22 protein-coding genes are annotated in these 18582 nt (G+C 60.6%); 10 read left to right on the forward strand and 12 right to left on the reverse strand.

Features of this window, described 5'->3' with window-relative positions; all coding sequences use genetic code 11:
* Positions 1-18: 18 nt before the first annotated feature.
* Positions 19-1074: a biotin synthase BioB gene (bioB, locus tag JFT81_RS21075; protein ID WP_201228792.1), complete on the reverse strand. Its 1056-nt coding sequence runs from the start codon at positions 1072-1074 to the stop codon at positions 19-21.
* 91 nt (positions 1075-1165) lie between these two features.
* Here bioB and JFT81_RS21080 point away from each other — a divergent pair, with 91 nt between their 5' ends.
* The 4 genes from JFT81_RS21080 (at position 1166) to JFT81_RS21095 (ending at position 5990) form a co-directional block, all read left to right on the forward strand.
* Entirely contained in the window at positions 1166-1903 is a 738-nt protein-coding gene (locus JFT81_RS21080) for a ComF family protein (RefSeq protein ID WP_201228794.1), read from the forward strand.
* 208 nt (positions 1904-2111) lie between these two features.
* Entirely contained in the window at positions 2112-2876 is a 765-nt protein-coding gene (locus JFT81_RS21085) for a TOBE domain-containing protein (RefSeq protein ID WP_201228796.1), read from the forward strand.
* A gap of 70 nt (positions 2877-2946) precedes the next feature.
* Complete coding sequence (locus JFT81_RS21090) at positions 2947-4848, forward strand: PhoX family phosphatase (RefSeq protein ID WP_201228798.1); 1902 nt, start codon at positions 2947-2949, stop codon at positions 4846-4848.
* 167 nt (positions 4849-5015) lie between these two features.
* The gene (locus tag JFT81_RS21095; protein ID WP_201228802.1) at positions 5016-5990 is read left to right on the forward strand and encodes a serine/threonine protein kinase; all 975 of its coding nucleotides are present in this window, start codon (positions 5016-5018) and stop codon (positions 5988-5990) included.
* Between the two features lie 21 nt (positions 5991-6011).
* Here the strand turns inward: JFT81_RS21095 and mtgA are convergent, their stop codons facing one another.
* On the reverse strand, positions 6012-6734 hold the full coding sequence (gene mtgA, locus JFT81_RS21100) for a monofunctional biosynthetic peptidoglycan transglycosylase (RefSeq protein ID WP_201228804.1): 723 nt from the start codon (positions 6732-6734) through the stop codon (positions 6012-6014).
* 74 nt (positions 6735-6808) lie between these two features.
* On the opposite strand from mtgA, the gene JFT81_RS21105 reads away from it, so the two are divergent.
* The 4 genes from JFT81_RS21105 (at position 6809) to trmB (ending at position 9210) form a co-directional block, all read left to right on the forward strand.
* Positions 6809-7180: a DUF423 domain-containing protein gene (locus JFT81_RS21105; RefSeq protein ID WP_201228806.1), complete on the forward strand. Its 372-nt coding sequence runs from the start codon at positions 6809-6811 to the stop codon at positions 7178-7180.
* 239 nt (positions 7181-7419) lie between these two features.
* On the forward strand, positions 7420-7620 hold the full coding sequence (gene thiS, locus JFT81_RS21110; protein WP_201147634.1) for a sulfur carrier protein ThiS: 201 nt from the start codon (positions 7420-7422) through the stop codon (positions 7618-7620).
* Positions 7621-7680: 60 nt separating this feature from the next.
* Entirely contained in the window at positions 7681-8475 is a 795-nt protein-coding gene (locus JFT81_RS21115; protein ID WP_201228808.1) for a thiazole synthase, read from the forward strand.
* 9 nt (positions 8476-8484) lie between these two features.
* Positions 8485-9210, forward strand: a complete 726-nt coding sequence (gene trmB, locus JFT81_RS21120) for a tRNA (guanosine(46)-N7)-methyltransferase TrmB (protein WP_201228810.1) — start codon at positions 8485-8487, stop codon at positions 9208-9210.
* Between the two features lie 121 nt (positions 9211-9331).
* Here trmB and JFT81_RS21125 read toward each other — a convergent pair whose 3' ends face one another.
* The 10 genes from JFT81_RS21125 to JFT81_RS21170 all read right to left on the reverse strand — a co-directional run bounded on the left by JFT81_RS21125 (position 9332) and on the right by JFT81_RS21170 (position 16367).
* The gene (locus JFT81_RS21125; protein WP_201228812.1) at positions 9332-9655 is read right to left on the reverse strand and encodes a DUF3392 domain-containing protein; all 324 of its coding nucleotides are present in this window, start codon (positions 9653-9655) and stop codon (positions 9332-9334) included.
* 35 nt (positions 9656-9690) lie between these two features.
* The gene (hemW, locus tag JFT81_RS21130) at positions 9691-10896 is read right to left on the reverse strand and encodes a radical SAM family heme chaperone HemW (protein WP_242485638.1); all 1206 of its coding nucleotides are present in this window, start codon (positions 10894-10896) and stop codon (positions 9691-9693) included.
* Positions 10893-11489 (reverse strand): RdgB/HAM1 family non-canonical purine NTP pyrophosphatase, encoded by a 597-nt coding sequence (gene rdgB, locus JFT81_RS21135; RefSeq protein ID WP_201147631.1) that lies wholly within the window; start codon positions 11487-11489, stop codon positions 10893-10895. Before rdgB ends, hemW begins: the two co-directional genes overlap by 4 nt.
* Positions 11486-11920: a DUF4426 domain-containing protein gene (locus JFT81_RS21140; protein ID WP_201228814.1), complete on the reverse strand. Its 435-nt coding sequence runs from the start codon at positions 11918-11920 to the stop codon at positions 11486-11488. The genes rdgB and JFT81_RS21140 overlap by 4 nt, the downstream gene beginning before the upstream one ends.
* 26 nt (positions 11921-11946) lie before the next feature.
* A complete protein-coding gene (gene metW, locus JFT81_RS21145) occupies positions 11947-12567 on the reverse strand; it encodes a methionine biosynthesis protein MetW (protein ID WP_201228816.1) in 621 nt (206 codons plus the stop codon).
* A 7-nt stretch (positions 12568-12574) separates the two neighbouring features.
* Entirely contained in the window at positions 12575-13714 is a 1140-nt protein-coding gene (locus tag JFT81_RS21150; RefSeq protein WP_201228819.1) for a homoserine O-acetyltransferase, read from the reverse strand.
* Positions 13715-13950: 236 nt separating this feature from the next.
* Positions 13951-14241 carry a DUF167 domain-containing protein gene (locus JFT81_RS21155; protein ID WP_201228821.1) on the reverse strand — a complete coding sequence of 97 codons (291 nt, stop codon included), beginning with the start codon at positions 14239-14241 and terminating at the stop codon, positions 13951-13953.
* On the reverse strand, positions 14238-14828 hold the full coding sequence (locus JFT81_RS21160) for a YggT family protein (protein WP_201228822.1): 591 nt from the start codon (positions 14826-14828) through the stop codon (positions 14238-14240). The genes JFT81_RS21155 and JFT81_RS21160 overlap by 4 nt, the downstream gene beginning before the upstream one ends.
* Before the next feature lie 10 nt (positions 14829-14838).
* Positions 14839-15657, reverse strand: coding sequence for a pyrroline-5-carboxylate reductase (proC, locus tag JFT81_RS21165; RefSeq protein WP_201228824.1), 819 nt, complete (start codon positions 15655-15657; stop codon positions 14839-14841).
* Between the two features lie 23 nt (positions 15658-15680).
* Positions 15681-16367, reverse strand: a complete 687-nt coding sequence (locus tag JFT81_RS21170; protein WP_201228826.1) for a YggS family pyridoxal phosphate-dependent enzyme — start codon at positions 16365-16367, stop codon at positions 15681-15683.
* Between the two features lie 56 nt (positions 16368-16423).
* Between JFT81_RS21170 and JFT81_RS21175 the strand changes: the two genes are divergently transcribed.
* Positions 16424-17458, forward strand: a complete 1035-nt coding sequence (locus JFT81_RS21175) for a type IV pilus twitching motility protein PilT (RefSeq protein ID WP_201228828.1) — start codon at positions 16424-16426, stop codon at positions 17456-17458.
* Positions 17459-17590: 132 nt separating this feature from the next.
* Complete coding sequence (rarD, locus tag JFT81_RS21180; protein WP_201228831.1) at positions 17591-18478, forward strand: EamA family transporter RarD; 888 nt, start codon at positions 17591-17593, stop codon at positions 18476-18478.
* Positions 18479-18582: the final 104 nt, after the last annotated feature.

Below are 18582 nucleotides of genomic sequence, written 5' to 3' on the forward strand. Positions count from 1 at the left end.
AGGAATCCGTAGAGATTTTTACACCGCAGCGTTATAGAACTGCTCGCTGCTCTTCTGCTCAACCAATGCCTGCTCGATCGCAGCCTGATGAACCTCGTCGGCATGCTCTTCGCGGGCCTCCGGTTGAATGCCCAGACGTGCGAACAACTGCATATCCTTGTCGGCCTGCGGGTTGGCGGTGGTCAGCAGTTTGTCGCCGTAGAAAATCGAGTTGGCACCGGCAAAGAACGCCAGGGCCTGCATCTGCTCGTTCATCGCTTCACGGCCGGCGGACAGGCGCACGTGGGATTGCGGCATGAGGATGCGCGCCACGGCGAGCATGCGGATGAAATCGAACGGGTCGATGTCTTCGGCGTTTTCCAGTGGCGTGCCGGCGACTTTCACCAGCATGTTGATCGGCACCGACTCAGGGTGCTCCGGCAGATTGGCCAACTGGATCAGCAGGTTGGCGCGATCGTCCAGCGACTCGCCCATGCCGAGAATGCCGCCGGAGCAGATCTTCATCCCCGACTCACGCACGTAGGCCAGGGTTTGCAGACGCTCGCTGTAGGTACGGGTGGTGATGATGCTGCCGTAGAACTCAGGCGAGGTGTCGAGGTTGTGGTTGTAGTAATCGAGGCCAGCCTTGGCCAGTGCTTCGGTCTGGTCCTGATCGAGACGCCCCAGGGTCATGCAGGTCTCCAGGCCCATGGCTTTCACGCCTTCAACCATCTTCAGCACGTAGGGCATGTCTTTCGCCGAAGGATGTTTCCACGCCGCGCCCATGCAGAAACGCGTTGAGCCGATGGCCTTGGCGCGTGCCGCCTCTTCGAGGACCTTTTGCACCTCCATCAGCTTTTCTTTTTCCAGGCCGGTGTTGTAGTGACCGGACTGCGGGCAGTACTTGCAGTCTTCCGGGCAGGCGCCGGTCTTGATCGACAACAAGGTCGAAACCTGAACGCGGTTAGCGTCGAAATGCGCGCGGTGCACCGTTTGCGCCTGAAACAGCAAGTCGTTGAATGGCTGTACGAAGAGGGCTCTGACTTCGGCCAGAGACCAGTCGTGACGCAGGGTGGCAGTGGTGCTCGCGCTCATGGGTAGTTCCTTGGTTATGCTTGGCTGGCGACTGGGGAAACGGAATACCCACAGGCGCTACACGGATGTTCGGCATATTTAAGGAAGTGTCATGCGCTGTCAACCACGATACGAAGGGTCGGTTTACATCTGTTTAAAAAACGTACAGAACTGCTTGCTGTGTGATGAACCGGCAGACGCAGAAATGCCAATCTGCGTGGCCTGTGAAACCGAACTGCCATGGCTAGGTGATCAGTGCATCACCTGCGCATTGCCGCTGGCCGCAGCGGGGCTGACCTGTGGCGAGTGCCTGCTAGAGCCGCCGACCTTCGAACAGGTCGCCGTGCCGTGGCGGTATGGCTTCCCGGTCGACAGTTTGATTACGCGTTTTAAACACAACGCAAAATGGCCGTTTGGCCACTTGCTCGCCGACGTTCTCGGACAATACCTGCAACATCGCTTCGATGAAGGTTTGCCAAGGCCCGATGCCCTGCTGCCCGTGCCAATGACGACAAAACGTTTGCGTCAGCGCGGTTTCAATCAGGCTGCGATGCTCGCGCGGTGGTTAAGCCAGACGCTCGAAATGCCCAGCGAGGAAAACCTCTTGTTGCGAACCCAAGATACCAGCGCCCAGCAGGGCCTTGATGCCAAGGCCCGTAAACGCAATTTGCTTCAGGCCTTTGCCCTGACGCCAGATGCTGTGGTGAAGGGCCGGAGTTTCGCTCTGGTCGACGACGTGCTGACCACGGGGGCCACCGCCCAGGCGCTTGCCCGGCTATTGATAAACGCTGGCGCGGCGCGCGTCGACGTCTATTGCCTGGCCCGCACGCCAAAACCGGGAGCAACCTGACCCGTGCCCGTAGGAGCAAGGCTTGCCCGCAAAGACATCAGCATTGGCGATACCTCTCCAGCGGCTGCGAGACCGCTATCGCGCGCAAGCTTTGCTCCTGCGAGTCTTCGCGAGCAAGCTCTGCTCTACAAGGGGCGGTGTTCGGCTTGACTCTCGCGTCGCGAGCAGCCAACTTCACTGTCCACCGCCACAGAAAAAGCACCCATTCATGTCCATGCCTTCCCTGTTGTCCCAGCACATCGTCCGCCGTCCGCAGCGTATCGCTCTGCTGCAACACATCGCCGAACAGGGCTCGATCACCCGCGCCGCAAAAAGCGCCGGCCTGAGCTACAAAGCGGCGTGGGATGCCATCGATGAGTTGAACAACCTCGCGCAAAAACCGTTGGTTGAACGCGCCGTCGGCGGCAAGGGCGGTGGCGGCGCAAAACTGTCCAGCGAAGGCGAACGGGTGTTGCGCCTCTATCAAAAGCTGCAAGCCTTGCAGGCGCAGGTGCTGGAAGCGGCGGAAGACGCCAGCGACCTCGACCTGCTCGGTCGCTTGATGCTCAGAACCAGCGCGCGCAACCAGTTGCACGGCAAAGTCGTGGCGATTGAAAGTCAGGGCCGCAATGACCTGATTCGCCTTGAGCTGGCCGAAGGTTTGCACCTTGACGCGCAGATCACCCACGACAGCACAGTGCATCTGGAACTGCAAACCGGCACTGAAGTGGTAGCGCTGATCAAGGCCGGCTGGCTCGAACTGCTCGCCAGTGATCAGCCTGCAACGTCTGGACACAATCTTCTCAATGGCAGCATAGAAGCCATTCTCGACGCCGAAGACGGCCCCAGCGAAGTCCGCATTTCCCTGCCCAACGGCCACACGCTCTGCGCTCTGGCCGAACCGCTGGACCTGCGCACTCGCGGTCTGACTGTCGATAAACCAGTGCAGGTGCAGTTTTCGCCCTCCAATGTGCTGATCGGCACGCCGCTCTGATCAAGCCCTGCAACGAAAGCGTCATCGTCGCTCATTAAGGTGTCTGCCAAAACCAAGCAGGGAGCCTGATGTGAGCCTATTAGAAGAAAACCAATCGACTGATCTGGAAAAAATGGTCGGCCTCAGCCGTCGCGGTTTCATCGGCGCCGGCGCGCTGTGCGGCGCAGCGATGTTCCTCGGCGGCAGTCTGTTAAGCCGTAGCGCGCTGGCTACCGGCATCAGTGCCGGCAACAGCCGTTTGCTCGGCTTCGAGAGTATTCCGGCCGCGACCACCGACGTCATCACCCTGCCCAAAGGCTACAAATCTTCGGTGCTGATCAGTTGGGGCCAGCCGCTGCAAAAGAATGGCCCGTCGTTCGACCCAAGTGGTAACGGCACTGCCGCCGCACAGGAAGTGCAGTTCGGCGACAACAACGACGGCATGAGCCTGTTCGCCTTCCCCGACGACCGAAACCGCGCGTTGATGGCGATCAACAACGAATACACCAATTACCGCTACCTCTATCCGCACGGCGGCATGCCGCAATCGGCCGAAGACGTGCGCAAGGCGCTGGCCTGCGAAGGCGTGTCGGTGATTGAAGTGCAGCGCAAGAACGGTCAGTGGCAGTTCGTCCAGGGTTCGCGCTACAACCGTCGCATCCACGGCAACTCGCCGTTGCGCATCAGCGGCCCGGCAGCCGGCCATGACTTGATGAAGACCGCTGCCGACAAACACGGCAAGAAAGTCCTCGGCACCTTCCAGAACTGCGCCAACGGCAAGACGCCGTGGGGCACCTATCTGACCTGCGAAGAAAACTTCACCGACTGCTTCGGCAGCAGTAACGCCCAGCAGCAGTTCGACCCGGCGCAGAAGCGCTATGGCGTCTCGGCTGCCAGCCGCGAAATCAACTGGCACCCTTACGACCCGCGCTTCGACATGGCGAAAAACCCCAACGAACTCAACCGTCACGGCTGGGTGGTCGAGATCGATCCGTTCGATCCGCAATCGACCCCGGTCAAACGTACCGCGCTGGGTCGCTTCAAACATGAAAACGCCGCACTGGCCGAGAGCGATGACGGCCGCGCCGTGGTGTACATGGGCGACGATGAGCGTGGCGAGTTCATCTACAAATTCGTCAGCCGCGACCGCATCAATCACCGCAACGCCAAGGCCAACCGCGACATCCTCGATCACGGCACGCTGTACGTGGCGAAGTTCGACAACGGCGACAGCAACCCCGATCACCCGAAAGGCCAGGGCCAGTGGATCGAACTGACCCACGGCAAGAACGGCATCGACGCCAGCAGCGGTTTTGCCGATCAGGCCGAAGTGCTGATCCATGCGCGCCTGGCTGCCAGCGTCGTTGGCGCAACACGCATGGACCGCCCGGAGTGGATCGTTGTCAGTCCGAAAGACGGCCAGGTTTATTGCACCCTGACCAACAACGCCAAACGCGGCGAGGATGGCCAACCGGTGGGCGGGCCGAACCCGCGCGAGAAGAACGTTTACGGGCAGATCCTGCGCTGGCGCACTGACCGCGACGATCACGCGTCCAAGACGTTTGCCTGGGATCTGTTTGTGGTCGCCGGCAATCCGGGCGTGCATGCCGGGACGCCGAAGGGCGGCTCGAAGAACATCACCCCGCAAAACATGTTCAACAGCCCGGACGGTTTGGGTTTCGACAAGGCTGGGCGTTTGTGGATTCTCACCGACGGCGATTCGAGCAATGCCGGCGACTTTGCCGGGATGGGCAATAACCAAATGCTCTGCGCCGATCCCAAGACCGGAGAGATTCGCCGGTTCATGGTCGGGCCGATTGGTTGTGAGGTGACCGGGATCAGCTTCTCGCCGGATCAGAAGACGTTGTTTGTCGGGATTCAGCATCCGGGGGAGAACGGCGGTTCGACGTTCCCCGAGCATTTGCCGAATGGCAAGCCACGATCCTCGGTGATGGCGATTACCCGTGAAGACGGCGGGATCGTCGGCGCCTGAGTCAATGCCATCGCGGGCAAGCCTTGCTCCTACAGGTCTTGCGCCTGATCTGCAGGAGCAAGGCTTGCCCGCGATAGCGTCAGCCCAGACACCAACCCCCTAAGGGCCTGCCATCTGCGCTACCATGCTGGGCCGGACGCGGCAGCCTGCTGCGCGCAGGAGTCAGCATGGCCCACCCGTTTGAAACCCTCACCCCCGACCTCGTCCTCGATGCCGTTGAAAGCATCGGGTTCCTTAGCGATGCGCGCATTCTGGCGCTCAACAGCTACGAGAACCGCGTCTACCAGGTCGGCATCGAAGACTCCGAACCGCTGATCGCCAAGTTCTATCGCCCACAGCGCTGGACAAATGAAGCGATCCTTGAAGAACACAAATTCACTTTCGAACTGGCTGACGTCGAGATCCCGGTGGTTGCGCCGCTGATCCACAACGGCGAAACCCTGCATGAACACGCCGGTTTCCGCTTCACCCTGTTTCCACGCCGTGGTGGCCGGGCGCCGGAGCCCGGCAACCTTGATCAGTTGTATCGTCTCGGCCAGTTGCTCGGCCGTATTCACGCGGTGGGCGCGACCAAGCCGTTCGAACACCGCGAAGCCCTCGCCGTACAGAACTTCGGCCATGCCTCGCTGAACACCTTGCTCGAAGGCAACTTCATCCCGAAAAGCCTGCTGCCCGCGTACGAGTCAGTCGCCCGCGATCTGCTCAAACGGGTCGAAGACGTTTACGCCGCCACGCCGCACCAGAACATCCGCATGCACGGCGATTGCCACCCCGGCAACATGATGTGCCGCGACGAGATGTTCCACATCGTCGACCTCGACGACTGCCGCATGGGCCCGGCCGTGCAGGACATCTGGATGATGCTCGCCGGCGACCGCCAGGAATGCCTCGGGCAGTTATCGGAATTGATGGACGGCTATAACGAATTCCACGATTTCGACCCGCGCGAACTGGCGCTGATCGAGCCGCTGCGCGCCTTGCGCCTGATGCACTACAGCGCCTGGCTGGCACGACGCTGGGACGACCCGGCGTTCCCCCACAGTTTCCCGTGGTTCGGCACCGAGCGTTATTGGGGCGATCAGGTGTTGGCGTTGCGCGAACAACTGTCAGCGCTTAACGAAGAACCGCTGAAGTTGTTCTGACGCAGGAAAGGATCAGTTCGCTCAATCGGCCCACGGAGCACGGCGCGAATCGTTGAGACCGAGCAGATAGCTGTCGCCACCCAACTGGCTCATCTGCTGACGAATCCAGCCAGCGCGGCGCGACACATAAGCGGTCGGGTGGCTGGCGCTCCACACGCGCGGATTCGGCAACACCGCCGCCAGATAACTCGCCTGCTGGCGGGACAACGACTTGGCACTCACGCCGAAGTGATGGCGGGCGGCGGCTTCGGCGCCGAACACGCCGTCATCCCATTCGACGCTGTTGAGGTACACCTCAAGAATCCGCTGTTTGGGCCAGAACACTTCGATCAGCGCCGTGAACCAGGCTTCGAGGCCTTTGCGCAGGTAGCTGCGCCCCGCCCACAGAAACAGGTTTTTCGACACTTGCTGGCTCAACGTACTGGCGCCGCGAATCGAACCGCCGAGTTCGTTGTGCGCCAGTGCGGCCTGGATCGCGCTGAAATCAAAACCCCAGTGCTCCGGGAATTTCTGATCTTCACCGGCCATGACGGCGACTTTGAGATCATCGGAGATCTCGTCCCAAGGCTTCCAGGTGCGCTGCAGATCAATCGGCTCGCCGTCGACCCAGGACTCGACCTTGCGCTCGACCATCAGCGCTGTGCCCGGCGGCGGCACGAAACGAAAGATCAGCACCAGCACGATGCTGCCGCCCGCGAACCAGAGCAGGGCCTTCGTGAGACGACGGAAAATAGTACGCAGCATAGAGATGGCTTGGCCGAACCCGTGGAGCGGGCCATTATACAGACCCTGCCGACCGAGTCTGACTGGAGTTCTTCATGTTGCGTGGCTTTCTGCTGCTGGCCGCTTTCTTTGGTTTTACCGGTGTAGCGCTGGGCGCATTCGCCGCCCACGGCCTGAAAAATCGCCTGACGCCGGAGTATCTGGCCATTTTCCACACCGGCGTCACCTATCAATTGGTGCACACGCTGGCGCTGTTCGGCGTTGCGCTGCTGGCCACGCAGATTCAAGGCCGACTGGTCGCTTGGGCCGGCGTTTCCTTCACCGTCGGCATTCTGCTGTTCTCCGGCAGCCTGTACGTGCTGACCACCACCGGCATCAGCAAGCTCGGCATCATCACCCCGTTCGGCGGCCTGGCCTTCCTGATCGGCTGGCTGTGCCTGGGCCTCGCCGCGTGGCGCCTGACCTGACCTGACCTGACCTGACCTGCCCTCCGACCTGATCTGATCGCAAACCGCTCCCTGTAGGAGCTGCCGCAGGCTGCGATCTTTTGATCTTCAAAAACGACATCAAAAGATCGCAGCCTTCGGCAGCTCCTACAGAGCCCAGGCCATTTCACCGGGGCAGCGCCTTTCAAGACGAATGGCTTGGGTCACCCAGTCTGATCGGGCTAGAATGCCAGCCCCTAAAAATGATGGCGGCGTTGCGCATGCGCATTCAGTTGAACGGCGAATCCCTTGAACTGCCCGACGGTGAAACCGTTGCGGCCCTGATCACCCGTCTGGAACTGACCGGACGCCGGGTGGCAGTTGAACTCAATCTGGATATCGTCCCGCGCAGCCAGCATGCCGAGACCACGCTCAACGACGGCGACAATGTCGAAGTCGTGCACGCCATCGGCGGCGGCTAGCCACCCGGCCCGCAAGGGCACAGAATTCTGCAAGACCCTCACTCCTAAAGAGGATTCCCCATGAGCATCGTTCGTAGCGACAAGCCTTTTGTGCTGGCCGGTCGTACTTACCAGTCGCGTTTGCTGGTCGGTACCGGCAAGTACCGTGACATGGAAGAGACCCGCCAGGCCATCGAAGCCTCGGGCGCCGAGATTGTCACCTTCGCCGTGCGCCGTACCAACCTTGGCCAGATCGAAGGCGAGCCGAACCTGCTCGACGTGCTGTCGCCGGAGCGTTACACCTTCCTGCCGAACACCGCCGGTTGCTACGACGCCATCGAAGCCGTGCGCACCTGCCGCCTGGCCCGCGAGCTGCTCGACGGCCACAACCTGGTGAAGCTGGAAGTCCTGGCTGACCAGAAGACCCTGTTCCCTAACGTCATCGAAACCCTCAAGGCCGCCGAAACGCTGGTCAAAGAAGGTTTCGACGTGATGGTCTACACCAGCGATGACCCGATCATCGCCCGCCAACTGGCAGAGATCGGCTGCATCGCGGTGATGCCGCTGGCCGGTCTGATCGGTTCCGGTCTGGGCATCTGCAACCCGTACAACCTGCAGATCATCCTCGAAGAAGCGAAAATCCCTGTGTTGGTCGATGCCGGTGTCGGTACTGCGTCCGATGCAACCATCGCCATGGAACTGGGCTGCGATGCGGTGCTGATGAACTCGGCCATCGCCCACGCAGGGCAACCGGTGATGATGGCGCAAGCCATGCAACATGCGATCGTCGCAGGCCGTCTGGCCTACCTCGCTGGTCGTATGCCGAAAAAACTCTATGCCAGCGCCTCTTCGCCGCTGGATGGTCTGATCAAGTAAGAGCCATTGATGACTGAATCGAACGACACGCCTATCCAGACGGAAGAAGGCGACGAGCGCCAACACCGCCGCATCAAGAGTTTCGTGATGCGCGCCGGGCGCATGACCGAAGGCCAGCAAAAAGGTCTGGATCAAGGCACGCCGCTGTTCGTGTTGCCGCTGGCCGACGCGCCGGTGGATTACGATCAGGTGTTTGGCCGTTCGGCACCGCGCTCGCTGGAGATCGGTTTCGGCATGGGCCACTCGCTGCTGGAAATGGCCGCCGCCGCGCCGGATCAGGACTTCATCGGCGTGGAAGTTCACCGTCCGGGTGTTGGCGCGCTGCTCAATGGCGTGCTGACTCAGGGCCTGACCAACCTGCGGGTCTACGATTGCGACGCGATCGAAGTGCTCAACCGCTGCATCGCCGACAACAGCCTCGATCGCCTGATGCTGTTCTTCCCGGATCCGTGGCACAAAAGCCGTCACCACAAGCGTCGTATCGTTCAGGCGTCGTTCGCTGAACTGGTGCGCAGCAAGTTGAAGGTCGGCGGCATTCTGCACATGGCCACCGACTGGGAACCGTACGCCGAATACATGCTGGAAGTGATGAACGTCGCTCCGCGCTATCGCAACCTCGCCGAAGACGGCAAGTGCGTACCGCGCCCGGCCGAACGCCCGATCACCAAGTTCGAACGCCGCGGCGAACGTCTTGGCCATGGCGTCTGGGATCTGAAGTTCGAAAAACAGTCCTGAGCATCACGCAACACTCCCTGTAGGAGCCGAGCTTGCTCGCGAAAGCGTCCATTCATTCAACATCAACGTTGACTGAAACGCTGCCTTCGCGAGCAAGCTTTGCTCCTACAGATTTGTGGTGTTAGCGACGATCGGCGACCACGCCGATGAGCACGACCACCACCAGCAGCACTGGCGCCAGGCTGTAGTTGTTGAACTGGCTCAGGCCTTTGATCACCCACGGTGTGGCGTAGATCAGCGCAGCGCCGCTGCCGATCAGGCACAACAACGCCATCAGCGGCACGCGCAGGGCGCCGGCGATGCTGCCCAGGCGCTGCTCGACCCAGCCTTTGAAGTCGGCACCGAACAGCACCAGCAGGCAACCGACCAGCGCCAGGGCGATTTCCGAGAGATTGCTGCGGCTCCAGCGGGAGACGGTGGCGAGCAGGTCGAGTATCAAATCCATGCGTTTTTCCTTAGGGCAGCCGTTGGGCGTTGGGCTCAGCTCAGAAATTTCTGCAGCAAATCGTTGAGGAACAGTTGTCCGCGCTCGGTCGCCGCCAGACGTGACGGTTCGACCTGCAACAGACCGCTTTGTTCGGCGTCCGAGCGGGCTTCTGCGAGGCTGTACAGCGACAGGCCAGTGCGTTCCGGATACAGGCGCGATTCCACACCATCGGTCAGCCGCAGCGCGTTCATCAGAAAGTCGAACGGCAACTCGTCGTTGGTCAGCGATTTCTCTCCGGCCTGAAAGCTTTTCGCCGGGTTGAGGTAGTCCTTCGGCAGACGCGTCTTCCAGGTACGCACGATACGTCCGTCCGGGTGGCTGAGCTTGCCGTGGGCGCCAGCGCCGATGCCGATGAAGTCGCCAAAGCTCCAGTAATTGAGGTTATGCCGCGCCGGCCGCCCGGCCTGTGCATAAGCCGAGACTTCGTATTGCGCGTAACCGTGCTCGGCCAACAACGCCTGTCCGGCTTCCTGGATGTCCCACAGCGTGTCGTCTTCCGGCAACACGGGTGGCTGGTTCCAGAACACCGTGTTCGGTTCCAGCGTCAGTTGATACCAGGAAATGTGCGTCGGCTTCAGCTCGATGGCCTGGCGCAGATCGCTCAAGGCATCGTCCAGCGACTGATCCGGCAAGCCGTGCATCAAGTCGAGGTTGAAGTTATCGAACCCGGCCTGCCGCGCCATACCCGCCGCGCGCACCGCTTCGTCACCGTTGTGAATCCGGCCGAGGGCCTTGAGTTTTTCCTGCTGGAAACTCTGAATGCCGATCGACAGCCGATTGATCCCCAACTGGCGATACGCGACAAACTTCTCTTGTTCGAAGGTGCCGGGGTTGGCTTCCAGAGTGATTTCGATGTCGTGCGCAAACGGAATACGTTGCTCGACGCCTTCCAGCAAACGCCCAAGCGCTTCAGCGCTGAACAGGCTCGGCGTGCCGCCACCAAAGAAGATCGAGGTGATTTCACGACCGTAAACAGCGTGCAGATCCTGATCGAGATCGGCCAGTAACGCGTCGACGTATTCCTGCTCCGGCAGCACCGGGCTGGCAGTGTGCGAGTTGAAATCGCAATACGGGCATTTGCGCACACACCACGGGATGTGGATGTACAACGACAAGGGCGGCAGCGTTGGCAGCGGCGCCCGAGGCGAAGCAGCACCGCCGCCGATGATCAGCGACGACGCAGAAGAATCACCGGTCATTTCAAGCCCAGACGCTGGCGCAGCAGATCCATTGCACGGGCGCGGTGGCTGATCTGGTTCTTGTCGGCCGGGCTCAGTTCGGCGCTCGACACGTTCCGCTCCGGCACCCAGAACAGCGGGTCATAACCGAAACCGTGTTCGCCACTGGCAGCGGTCAGAATCCTTCCGTGCCACAGGCCTTCGCAGAGGATCGGCAACGGATCATCGGCGTGACGCACCAGCGCCAGCACACACACGAACTGCGCGCCGCGTTCGGCTTCCGGGACATCCTTCAAGGCGTCGAGCAGTTTGGCGTTGTTTGCCGCATCGCCTTTGCCATCGGCATAACGCGCCGAGTAGATACCCGGCGCACCGCCGAGAAAATCCACCGCCAGCCCGGAATCATCGGCCAGCGCCGGCAATCCGGAAATACGCGCGGCGTTGCGCGCCTTGAGGATCGCGTTCTCGACGAACGACAGACCGGTTTCTTCCGGCTCGACCTTGCTCCACTCGCCAATCGAGCGCAGTTGCACCGATTCGCCGAGCATGGCCTGAAGTTCTTTGAGTTTGCCGGCGTTATGGCTGGCCAGTACGAGTTGCTTGAGGTTCATCATTCGCCGGGAAAGAGTTCTTGGTTGAAATTGATGGTGTTGATCTTGTCGCCGTTCTGCACCTTGATTTCAAAGGTGCGGGTTTCCTGCTGGTCAACCGGGTATTGGGCGATGTAGTACACCGCGCCCTGTTCGGTGATCTGGCGGAAATTCAACGGCACACTTTGGCTGGTCAGGTCTTTGACCGTGCCGGTGACGTTGGCGATCAGCGGTTTGCCGTCCTTGACCACCGAGACATTGATCACGCCTTGGTTCTTGCTGCGAATCAGCTCCGCCGCTTTGGCGATGTCCGGTTGCAGGTACGTCGAGTTGAAAGTGTTGTAGTGCACCGTCACGTCGCCAAAGGTTTCCTGACGCTCGCCCTTGATGACGTCCGCCGCCAGCGCGCCGGCGCTCAGGCAGGCAGTCAATAACAACAACGCTAAACGACCCATGATCGTTCTCCTCGAAATGTCGTGGCTCAGACCGCGACTTTGTGATCGGCAAGCACTGGGCTGCTGACGCGGTAGATCCCAATCTCACCTAACAGATTAGGCCATAGCTTACTGGCCCACCCGTGGCGGTGCTGTTGATCCACGGCAAGCCGATCAATGACCTTCGCGTCACGTTCGCGACAAAGCTCTTCAAAATCTTCGAAAGTGCAGAAGTGAATGTTCGGCGTGTTGTACCAGGTGTACGGCAGGAACTCGGAAACCGGCATGCGGCCCTTGCTCGCCAGGTACCAGCGGCAGCGCCAGTGGCCGAAATTCGGGAAGGTGATGATGCACTGACGGCCGACCCGGAGCATTTCATCGAGGATCTTGTCCGGGTAATGCACGGCTTGCAGGGCCTGGGTCATGACGACGATGTCGAAACTGTTGCTGGCGAAGTTGCCCAGCCCCTTGTCCAGATCCTGCTCGATGACGTTGATGCCCTTGGCCACGCACTCGGCGATGTTGTCGGCGTCGTTTTCCAGGCCATAACCTGTAACGTTCTTGTGGTCACGCAGCCAGGTCAGCAGCTCGCCGTCACCACAACCGAGGTCGAGGACGCGGCTGCCGGCGGGGATCCATTCCTGGATGATTTCCAGATCAGCTCTCATGGCTTTCTCACAACGTGATGCGGTTCATGTAATTGCCGAACGCCTGCAAGTAGCGCGGGATCGGAATCAGGAAGGCGTCGTGGCCCTGCGGTGCGTCGATTTCCAGATAGCTGACGTCTTTGCGCGCCGCCATCAATGCATCGACCAGCTCACGCGAACGGGCCGGGGAGAAGCGCCAGTCAGTGGTGAACGACATCACGCAGAACTTGGCCGTGGCGTTCTCGAAGGTTTTCGCCAGGTTATCGTCGAAGTTCGCCGCCGGATCGAAGTAATCCAGCGCCTTGGTCATCAACAGATAGGTGTTGGCGTCGAAGCGTCCGGAGAACTCTTCGCCCTGATAACGCAGGTAACTTTCGACCTGGAACTCGACACTGTGAAAGTCATAGTTGAGCTTTTCGCTCTTCAGGCCACGGCCGAATTTCTCGCCCATGGAGTCGTCGGACAGGTAGGTGATGTGCCCGACCATGCGCGCCAGCATCAAGCCACGCTTGGGGATCACGCCCGCTTCCTGGAACGAACCGCCGTGGAATTCCGGGTCGGTGAGGATCGCCTGACGCGCCACTTCGTTGAAGGCGATGTTCTGCGCCGACAACTTGGGTGCCGAAGCGATGGCCAGGCAGTGACGTACGCGATCCGGATAAGTGATGGTCCATTGCAACGCCTGCATGCCGCCGAGGCTGCCGCCGATGACCGCTGCCCACTGGCCGATGCCGAGCAGGTCAGCGAGGCGCGCCTGGCTGTGGACCCAGTCTTCCACGGTCAGCACCGGGAAGTCGGCGCCAAACGGCTTGCCGGTCTCCGGGTTGATGCTGCTTGGGCCGGTGGAGCCGTTGCAGCCGCCAAGGTTGTTCAGGCTGACCACGAAGAACTTGTTGGTGTCGATCGGTTTGCCGGGGCCGATGCAGCTGTCCCACCAACCGGGTTTGCGGTCGTCGGCGCTGTGATAGCCAGCGGCGTGGTGGTGCCCGGACAAGGCGTGGCAGATCAGCACGGCGTTGCTCGCCTGTGCGTTGAGTGTGCCGTAGGTTTCGTAGATCAGGTCATAGGCGGGCAGCGAACGGCCACAGGCCAAGGCCAGCGGTTCGCTGAAGTGCGCCGTTTGCGGCGTCACCAGACCAACAGAATCGGGGGGAAAGGCAGTTGGCATCGACCCTGCTCTCGTTGAAATGAGGCGTAAGTCTAAAGACCGGGGGGGTTAGCGGCAAGCAACGATCGGGCCTGATTCATTCATTGAACGCGCCCCCTGTGGCGAGGGGATTTATCCCCGCTGGGTGGCGAAGCCGCCCCCTGCGTTCTACCAGCCAAATGGGGTTGGCGGGTTTTACGACTGCTGCGCAGCCGAGCGGGGATAAATCCCCTCGCCACAAGTGCTGCACTGCTCGATCAGGGGCGCACCAGATCAGGCAAATCCGGCAACTTCTTCGGCGAGCAGATCTTCACGCGCTTCTGCCGGTTCAATTCGCCACTGAGCAAACTGACCTGGCTCTTGGACACCCCAAACGCTTTGGCCAGAAAGCCCATCAGATAAGCATTGGCCTTGCCCTCGACCGGCGGCGCGGTGAGGCGAATCTTCAAGCGATCACCGTGCAGCCCGACGAAGTCATCGCTACGGGCTGCCGGCTGCAGGTGACACTCGAGGATCAAGTCGTCACCGTCCCATCGGAACCAGCTCACATCAGCAAGCGTAGGATTTCCGGCATCATCGTCATCGCCGCGAGGTTGTTGATCACCAGCATGTCGATCAGCTTCAACGCCAGAAACGCGAAGATCGGCGACAAGTCCAGCCCACCGAGGTTCGGCAGAAACTTGCGGAACGGCGCCAGCGCCGGTTCGCAGATCTGATTGACCAGCTCAGCGCCCGGATTGTGGCTGCCCGGTGCGACCCACGAGAGGATCACGCTGATGATCAGGGCGAAGAAGAAAATCTTCAGGAACAGCGCGGTCACGCCGATCAGCGACCAGATAAACAGTTGCAGCGGATTACCAGTGGTGCCGTAAGTCAGCAGCAGGGTCAGCGCCATCAACGCCAGTTGCACCAGAATCGCCAACACCAGCGACGACATGTCGAGGCCGAACATGCTCGGGATGATCCGACGCAGTGGCTTGAGCAGCGGTTGTGTCGCCTTCACCACAAACTGGCACAACGGGTTGTAGAAGTTCGCCCGCACCAACTGCAGGACGAAGCGCAGCAGCACAATCAGCAGGTACAGACTGCCGAGGGTTTGCAGCACGTAAACCGCTGCGGTGTTCAATCCAATCATGTAAGGCTCCTTATTTGCCCAGTTGTTCGGCCATTTCGGCCGAGCGGTGCGCGGCGGCGCCGAGTGCGGTTTCGACCAGGGCTTCGAAGCCATTGGCCTGGAATGATTTGATTGCGGCTTCCGTGGTGCCATTTGGCGAGGTCACGCGGCGACGCAGTTCGGCGGCATCGACGTCACTGGAAACTGCCATATGCGCGGCGCCGAGGGCGGTCTGCAGGGTCAGCTGTTCAGCAATGTCTTTGGGCAGGCCGAGTTTGACGCCAGCAGCGGTCATGGCCTCGATCAGCAGGAAGAAGTACGCCGGGCCGGAACCCGACACGGCAGTGACCGCGTCCAGTTGCTGCTCTTCGTTCAGCCACAGGGCGATACCAACGGCGGACAGCAACTCTTCGGCTTGCTGACGCTGTTCGGCGGTCACTTCGTGGGTCGCGTACAAGCCGCTGACGCCTTGGCGCAGCAGCGCCGGCGTGTTCGGCATGCAGCGCACGATTGGCTGCTCGCCGAGCCAGGCCGTCATGCTTGCGCAGGTGATGCCGGCGGCGATCGACACCACCAGTTGATTCGGCTTCAGGCTCGGGCGAATCGCTTCGCACACGGCTTTCATGGCTTGTGGCTTGACCGCCAGCACGACCACGTCGACGCCGTCGATGGCCTGAGCGTTGTCGGCAAACGTTTCGATGCCGTGCTCAGCACTGACCTTGGCGCGGGTTTCTTCGCCCGGATCGCTGGCACGGATGTGTGCAGCTTCCAGACCTTTGGCGCGCAGGCCGCCGATCAAACTGGCTGCCATGTTGCCCGCACCGATAAACGCAATACGTGTGTTGCTCATGTGTGGTCCTTATCTGGAAACGTTCAAGATTGGGAATAGTCGCGCGCACCAAACAGGGCCGTACCGATACGCACCCAGGTGGCGCCTTGGGCAATGGCCGACTCAAGGTCGTGGCTCATGCCCATGGAAAGAGTGTCGAGCGGCAGATCGAGGCTCGCCTGCAAACGCTGCACAGCAGCAAAAGCGGCATCCTGCTCGGCACGATCGTCGGTCGGCTCGGGAATCGCCATCAATCCGCGCAGTTTCAGGCGCGGCAGTGCGCTGATCGCGGCGGCCAGCGCTGGCAGGTCGGCCGGCGTACAACCGGATTTACTCGCCTCACCGCTGACGTTGACCTGAATGCAGATGTTCAGCGGCGGCAGCTCGGCCGGGCGCTGTTCGGACAGACGTTGGGCGATTTTCAGGCGATCCACGGAATGCACCCATTCAAAATGCTCGGCAATGGCACGAGTCTTGTTCGATTGAATGGGGCCGATGAAGTGCCAGATCAAGGGCAGGTCAGCCAGTTCGAGCTGTTTGCCCAAGGCTTCCTGCAAGTAGTTCTCGCCAAAGTTGCGCAAACCGGCGGCATAGGCTTCGCGCAGGGCCTCGGCGGGTTTGGTCTTGCTCACGGCGAGCAACTGGACGCTGTTTTCAGGACGGTGTGCGGCTTGGGTCGCGGTCTGGATGCGCGAACCAACGTGGAAAATGTTGTCTGCTATCGTGGACATCAAGAGGCGCCGGCGGTCTGAAGGTTCGCGGCATTCTACTGGAATTGGGGAACGCTATGGATATCACTGAACTGCTGGCCTTCAGCGCCAAACAAGGCGCTTCCGACCTGCATCTGTCGGCCGGTCTGCCGCCGATGATCCGCGTCGATGGCGATGTACGGCGGATCAATCTGCCGCCGCTGGATCACAAGCAAGTGCACGAACTGATCTACGACATCATGAACGACACCCAGCGGGTCGACTTCGAGAAACATCTGGAAACCGACTTTTCTTTCGAAGTCCCCGGTGTCGCCCGTTTCCGGGTCAATGCCTTTAACCAGAACCGTGGCGCCGGGGCAGTGTTTCGGACCATTCCGTCAAAAGTGCTGAGCATGGAAGACCTCGCCATGGGCGACGTTTTCCGCAAGATCACCGACGCGCCGCGCGGGCTGGTGCTGGTTACCGGGCCGACCGGCTCCGGCAAGTCGACCACACTGGCGGCGATGATCGACTACCTCAACAGCCATCGCCATCACCACATCCTGACCATTGAAGATCCGATCGAATTCGTGCACGAATCGCGCAAATGCCTGATCAATCAGCGTGAAGTCCACCGCGATACCCGCAGTTTCGCCACCGCGCTGCGTTCGGCGCTGCGCGAGGACCCGGACGTGATTCTGGTGGGTGAGATGCGTGACCTGGAAACCATTCGCCTGGCACTGACCGCCGCCGAGACCGGGCATTTGGTGTTCGGCACGCTGCACACCACTTCGGCGGCGAAAACCATCGACCGGGTGGTCGACGTATTTCCTGGTGATGAAAAATCGATGGTCCGTTCGATGCTCTCGGAATCGTTGCTGGCGGTGGTCTCGCAGACGCTGATCAAAAAGATCGGCGGTGGCCGAGTCGCAGCACACGAAATCATGCTCGGCACCTCGGCGATCCGTAATCTGATCCGCGAGGACAAGGTGGCGCAGATGTATTCGGCGATTCAGACCGGCGGCTCGCTGGGCATGCAGACCCTCGATATGTGCCTGAAGGATCTGGTCACCAAGGGATTGATCAGCCGCGAACATGCGCGGGAGAAAGCACGAACGCCGGACAATTTCTGATCGGTCTTAATGAGCCTCCCTAGTGGAGGCTCAATCTCTCGTTAACACTTTCCTGACCAAACAGCTGCGGCATTCGCTGACAAACCTCCTTACAATCCCCTCCTTTGTTAGCTGCCTAAGCAAGGATTCTGCATGCAAGCCGCCAACCCGCGTCGCGGGTACATTCTGGGTCTCACTGCCTACATCATCTGGGGCCTGTTCCCGATCTACTTCAAAGCCATCGCCGAAGTGCCTGCGGTCGAGATCATCATCCATCGGGTGTTGTGGTCGGCGCTGTTCGGCGCACTGTTGCTGATGGTCTGGAAGCATCCGGGCTGGCTGCGCGAATTGCTCGACAACCCAAAACGCCTGGCGATTCTGGCGCTGAGCGGCACATTGATTGCGGCCAACTGGCTGACCTACGTGTGGTCGGTGAACAACGGCCGCATGCTGGAAGCAAGCCTCGGTTACTACATCAATCCGCTGGTGAACGTGCTGCTGGGGATGCTGATTCTTGGCGAACGTTTGCGCCGTATGCAGTGGGTCGCGGTCGGTTTGGCGGCCGTCGGGGTTGCGCAGCAGGTCTGGCAAGTCGGCAGCCTGCCGTGGGTGTCGCTGGTGCTGGCGCTGACTTTCGGCTTTTACGGATTGATCCGTAAACAGGCACCTGTCAAAGCGTTGCCGGGGCTGGTGGTGGAAACCTGGATGCTGGTGCCGATTGCCTTTGCCTGGCTGCTGTTCAATCAGACCGCGACCAGTGCTCAGCCCGAGTTCTGGACCACCTCCCAAGCCTGGTGGCTGATCGCGGCCGGCCCGGTGACGCTGGTGCCGCTGGTGTGCTTCAACGCGGCCACCCGTCACCTGCCCTACACCACCATCGGTTTCCTGCAATACCTCGCGCCCACCCTGGTGCTGCTACAAGCCGTGCTGTTGTTTGGTGAGCACTTGGCATCCAGCACGCTGGTGGCCTTCATGTTTATCTGGGCCGGCCTGGCGGTGTACAGCGTCGATGCGTGGATAAGTTTGCGCCGGCGCAGCTGATCAAAAAACGCACAAAACTTCGCAGGCCACGGTTCTCGTGGCCTGCATCGTTCCTTCCCAAGGTTATCCACAGCGTGATCCCCGCCGTTTGTGCGCAAGTCACT

It is taken from the genome of Pseudomonas sp. TH43, from assembly GCF_016650635.1.
Classification (GTDB): Bacteria; Pseudomonadota; Gammaproteobacteria; order Pseudomonadales; family Pseudomonadaceae; genus Aquipseudomonas.

Excerpts from the sequence above, each read along its gene's own strand:
- bioB (WP_201228792.1), bottom strand. The coding sequence starts at position 1,074 with ATGAGCGCGAGCACCACTGCCACCCTGCGTCACGACTGGTCTCTGGCC.
- JFT81_RS21080 (WP_201228794.1), top strand. The coding sequence starts at position 1,166 with ATGCGCTGTCAACCACGATACGAAGGGTCGGTTTACATCTGTTTAAAA.
- JFT81_RS21085 (WP_201228796.1), top strand. The coding sequence starts at position 2,112 with ATGTCCATGCCTTCCCTGTTGTCCCAGCACATCGTCCGCCGTCCGCAG.
- JFT81_RS21095 (WP_201228802.1), top strand. The coding sequence starts at position 5,016 with ATGGCCCACCCGTTTGAAACCCTCACCCCCGACCTCGTCCTCGATGCC.
- mtgA (WP_201228804.1), bottom strand. The coding sequence starts at position 6,734 with ATGCTGCGTACTATTTTCCGTCGTCTCACGAAGGCCCTGCTCTGGTTC.
- JFT81_RS21105 (WP_201228806.1), top strand. The coding sequence starts at position 6,809 with ATGTTGCGTGGCTTTCTGCTGCTGGCCGCTTTCTTTGGTTTTACCGGT.
- thiS (WP_201147634.1), top strand. The coding sequence starts at position 7,420 with ATGCGCATTCAGTTGAACGGCGAATCCCTTGAACTGCCCGACGGTGAA.
- JFT81_RS21115 (WP_201228808.1), top strand. The coding sequence starts at position 7,681 with ATGAGCATCGTTCGTAGCGACAAGCCTTTTGTGCTGGCCGGTCGTACT.
- trmB (WP_201228810.1), top strand. The coding sequence starts at position 8,485 with ATGACTGAATCGAACGACACGCCTATCCAGACGGAAGAAGGCGACGAG.
- JFT81_RS21125 (WP_201228812.1), bottom strand. The coding sequence starts at position 9,655 with ATGGATTTGATACTCGACCTGCTCGCCACCGTCTCCCGCTGGAGCCGC.
- hemW (WP_242485638.1), bottom strand. The coding sequence starts at position 10,896 with ATGACCGGTGATTCTTCTGCGTCGTCGCTGATCATCGGCGGCGGTGCT.
- rdgB (WP_201147631.1), bottom strand. The coding sequence starts at position 11,489 with ATGATGAACCTCAAGCAACTCGTACTGGCCAGCCATAACGCCGGCAAA.
- JFT81_RS21140 (WP_201228814.1), bottom strand. The coding sequence starts at position 11,920 with ATGGGTCGTTTAGCGTTGTTGTTATTGACTGCCTGCCTGAGCGCCGGC.
- metW (WP_201228816.1), bottom strand. The coding sequence starts at position 12,567 with ATGAGAGCTGATCTGGAAATCATCCAGGAATGGATCCCCGCCGGCAGC.
- JFT81_RS21150 (WP_201228819.1), bottom strand. The coding sequence starts at position 13,714 with ATGCCAACTGCCTTTCCCCCCGATTCTGTTGGTCTGGTGACGCCGCAA.
- JFT81_RS21160 (WP_201228822.1), bottom strand. The coding sequence starts at position 14,828 with ATGATTGGATTGAACACCGCAGCGGTTTACGTGCTGCAAACCCTCGGC.
- proC (WP_201228824.1), bottom strand. The coding sequence starts at position 15,657 with ATGAGCAACACACGTATTGCGTTTATCGGTGCGGGCAACATGGCAGCC.
- JFT81_RS21170 (WP_201228826.1), bottom strand. The coding sequence starts at position 16,367 with ATGTCCACGATAGCAGACAACATTTTCCACGTTGGTTCGCGCATCCAG.
- JFT81_RS21175 (WP_201228828.1), top strand. The coding sequence starts at position 16,424 with ATGGATATCACTGAACTGCTGGCCTTCAGCGCCAAACAAGGCGCTTCC.
- rarD (WP_201228831.1), top strand. The coding sequence starts at position 17,591 with ATGCAAGCCGCCAACCCGCGTCGCGGGTACATTCTGGGTCTCACTGCC.